This window comes from Photorhabdus sp. RM323S (assembly GCF_042879375.1).
Lineage (GTDB): Bacteria > Pseudomonadota > Gammaproteobacteria > Enterobacterales > Enterobacteriaceae > Photorhabdus > Photorhabdus tasmaniensis.
Genome location: NZ_JBHFKZ010000107.1, coordinates 1 through 3632, shown reverse-complemented (window position 1 = coordinate 3632; position 3632 = coordinate 1). Strand labels below are relative to the sequence as shown.

Annotated in this window: 4 protein-coding genes; all 4 read left to right on the top strand. The window is 50.4% G+C overall.

The features are described from left to right. The coding region (locus tag ACGF7G_RS21725; RefSeq protein WP_387468328.1) for a GspE/PulE family protein at nucleotides 1–1089 on the top strand (1089 nt) is incomplete at its 5' end. Further along, nucleotides 1082–2167 carry a type II secretion system F family protein gene (locus tag ACGF7G_RS21720; protein WP_387468326.1) on the top strand — a complete coding sequence of 362 codons (1086 nt, stop codon included), beginning with the start codon at nucleotides 1082–1084 and terminating at the stop codon, nucleotides 2165–2167. The genes ACGF7G_RS21725 and ACGF7G_RS21720, both read left to right, overlap by 8 nt. Nucleotides 2168–2191: 24 nt before the next feature. After that, nucleotides 2192–2794, top strand: coding sequence for a type 4 pilus major pilin (locus ACGF7G_RS21715; RefSeq protein ID WP_387468324.1), 603 nt, complete (start codon nucleotides 2192–2194; stop codon nucleotides 2792–2794). Beyond that, entirely contained in the window at nucleotides 2795–3463 is a 669-nt protein-coding gene (locus ACGF7G_RS21710) for a prepilin peptidase (RefSeq protein WP_387468322.1), read from the top strand. Nucleotides 3464–3632 lie beyond the last annotated feature (169 nt).

Genomic DNA, 3632 nt, shown 5'->3' with positions numbered 1-3632 from the left:
GGCCGGCAGCAGGACGGGAGGATTAAAGCGGATTTTCTGCGTCGGGTACATTTGTATGGCGCCCGGTACAGCCATACGCCAACCGCAGATGGTTTGTATGTTGTGATGCGTGTGATTGCTGATGATGGTGACAACGTGCCTACACTGACACAATTAGGTTTTTTGCCGCAGCAAATCAAACGGGTTTCCCGTATTTTGCAACTGCCGGAGGGCCTGATGGTGTTATCGGGGCCAACCGGTTCTGGGAAGTCCACGACATTACGCACTTTTTGTCGCCAGTATCTTGACCGGACTGGCGGTAAAAAGCGGTTATTGACCGTTGAAGACCCCCCTGAAGGGAGGATTGCCGGCGCGATTCAAACGCCCATCGTGTGTGACAAAAGTGATGAAGAGGCGGTCAGGCTTGCCTGGCACCGGGCGCTCACCTCTGCGCTGCGCCTTGATCCTGATGCTGTTATGCCAGGGGAAATGCGAGACCTGACTTCCATGTTAACGGCAATTTATGCTGCGCAAACGGGACACAGTGTCATGACGACGCTGCATACCAATAGTGCAGTCGGTATTCCTGAGCGCATGATAACCATGGGGGTGAATGCGGGGCTGATTGCCGATGCTCAGCTTTTAATTGCGTTGATTAGTCAGCGTTTGGTACAGACATTATGTCCGTACTGTCGAGTGCCTTGGGCACAGAAACAGGCGGTACTGGATGAGGAACAACGGGCTTATCTGATGCGTTATTGCCATGCTCCCGGTATCTGTTGCGTAGAGAATTTGTATTTTCGCCATCCTGAAGGATGTGAACATTGTTGCCAGACGATTACCTTGAGTGGACGGGTTGTTAGCCGGGGAGTGACCGGTCGTAGCGTGGTGGCAGAAGTCATTAGGCCAGATGCCCGATTTTTTACCTTGTTGATGACCGAGGGCAAAGAGGCCGCGAGACAACACTGGGTAGCGAACTTAGGCGGGATGACTCGTCGCCAGCATCTACTGCATAAGCTGAATGCCGGGCTGATTGATCCATTGGAAGCCGACTTAGTGTGTCCGCTGGATGAAGATGATTATTTGCTGATGGAGCCGTGTGATGCGTGAAATGTCATGGGTCAGCCGTTTGCGCTATGTGTTAGTTCGCCACACTTTCTTACCCAGTTATCGCATCATTTTCTATGAGGCGTTGCGTTTTCTACTGGAAAACAAGATACCGTTATTGAAAGCGTTGCGGCAGATACGTGATGTGTATACGCATTTCGATACCCACTGGCATCCGTTTGCTGAGCTCATTGACGATTGTATCTCGGCGCTCACTGATAACAGTCAAACGAATACCTTGGAACATGTGCTGGCGGTTTGGGGACCGGTAGAAGAGGCGGCGTTAATTAGTGCGGGTATGCGTAGTGGTCATTTGCCTGAAGCGCTGAGTCAGGCCATTACACTGATAGGTTGCCGTCAGCGTATTTTGATGGTGTCGCTCAGAATGATGATTTATCCCTTGCTGTTGGTGTTACTGATGACCGGATTGCTGGTTATCACCGCAACAGAACTGGTACCGACCCTGAGAAACATTGTAGATCCGCAAAACTGGCAGGGTGTGCTGGCATGGCTAAACGGGATGGCGACATTTTTTAATGAGGCGTTCCTGTTGTGTGGTGTCTTACTGCTCTCTTTTATTGTGGGCGTGGTGTATTCGCTACCGCGGTGGGTCAACCGTCTGCGTCGCATCGCGGATCATCTTATCCCCTGGTCGGTCTACAGTGATATTCAGGGTGCCGTTTTTTTACTGAACATGGCTTCCCTTTTGCGTGCCCATGTTCAGACGCTGGATGCGTTAATTATCCTGCAACGCTTTGCATCTCCCTGGTTACAGATTCGTCTGGAGTCTATTGCTGATTGTGTCCGTGAAGGGGATCACTTTGGCCGGGCACTGCATCACTGTGGCTATGACTTTCCGTCAAAGGAAGCGGTGAATTTTTTGTCGCTGCTGACGGAAGGTGATGGCACTCCTGACATGATTGGACGCTATGGTGAGCGCTGGCTGGACCAAACCATCGTACGGGTGAACAGGCGGGCCAATTTGGTCATGTTGTGTTCACTGTTGCTGGTTGTCGGGGCATTTATGTTGATTTTGCTAGCCGTCATGGAAATACAGAACATGGCTAACATCATGCAGTAATCCCTTTATATCAGGAATAAATCAATGCAGTACATGATGATACAGAAACAAGACAGGATGGTTCGTCCCCCTGAACGGGGGTGGGCTATTTTGGAGAATGGTGCGGTCGCTCTGGTTGTGATTGCCGTGATTACCGTGGTTTTGGGGGGCATTTATATGTTGTATGACCGCAAGGATGCGGTTGTGGAAACAACGAATCTGCAAACTATCATCTCCAGTACTCAGGGGTTAATGAAAGGCAGTGGTGGATATGCATTTAGTCACGCAGACAAGATGACCGGCGTCCTGATTCAGTTGGGTGGCGTACCGAAGAGTATGACGGTTCGCGGTGATACGACTGCTGGTAATGCTACGTTGTGGAATACCTGGGGTGGTCAGGTTAAGGTCGGACCGAGCAGCACGGGGGGATTTAATAATGGATTCACGGTAACTTACGAGAGAGTCCCTCAGTCTGCCTGTGTTTCATTGGTGACTGGGATGAGCCGGGGAGGAAGTGCGTCAGAGATCACTATTAATAATACCCATCACGCTGATGGCAAGGTGACACTGGAAAGTGCCAGTACAGAATGCACAAGGAACAACGGTCGTACCGGGACCAATAAACTGATCTTTACGATTAATGGTTAAATGAAGACACTGATTGCGGTTAGCTTTCCTACAGAATATACCCCTCTGGTTATGATGACGTTATTTGTCATCGGATGCGTGCTACTTCGTCCGGTGAGTCAATTTTTGCAGGAATACGGTCTGTTGATGTGTTCAGTGCATCCGGCACCACGAATGGCTATCTGTGTGTATGTGGTGTCGGGCACATTGATGTTGTTATCACCAGCGCCGCTGATGGAGCGGATAGTCGCACTGTTGCTGTTGAGTTTTTTGTTGCAATTATCGGTTATAGACGTTTTGAGTGGCTGGCTTCCTCGTCAGTTTACACTGGCTTGCCTGGTGTCCGGTGTACTGGTCAGTATTTTGTTGCAGTCGGTATCAATAACCTTTTTTGTCGTCATAGTGATCATGCTTGCTGGGGTGAGTACTTTACGCAAGCTGATGAATTGGCACTCTCAATGTGAAGCGCTGGGAATGGGGGATGTCTGGCTAATGGGGGCACTGTGTGCCTGGCTGACAGGGTTACCTGCATTGATAGGTTGCTTGATTGGTCTATCCGGCTTTGTGTTGTGGCATCTGGCTCAATGGCCTCATTGTCGTACGAAAGGCGGGCCGCTGGGGCCTTGGCTCAGTCTGGGGGGCATGGTCATGTTGCTGGACCGATTATATCAGCCAATATGGGTAAGCTAAATGAATGGAATAGTGACAGAAAAAAAGGATTGCAGCGGCAGTGTACCCGACCGGGGATATATGATGCTGGGCACAGCTGCCGGACTCATGATATTGCTGGTACTGGCGGCGTTGGGAACCCGCATTTACAACGATTATCTGACAGAGAAGTCCTGGCAGGTCATGGCGG

Bases quoted from the DNA above. Each gene is read 5' to 3' on its own strand.
- ACGF7G_RS21720 (WP_387468326.1), top strand. From the start codon at position 1,082: ATGCGTGAAATGTCATGGGTCAGCCGTTTGCGCTATGTGTTAGTTCGC.
- ACGF7G_RS21715 (WP_387468324.1), top strand. From the start codon at position 2,192: ATGCAGTACATGATGATACAGAAACAAGACAGGATGGTTCGTCCCCCT.
- ACGF7G_RS21710 (WP_387468322.1), top strand. From the start codon at position 2,795: ATGAAGACACTGATTGCGGTTAGCTTTCCTACAGAATATACCCCTCTG.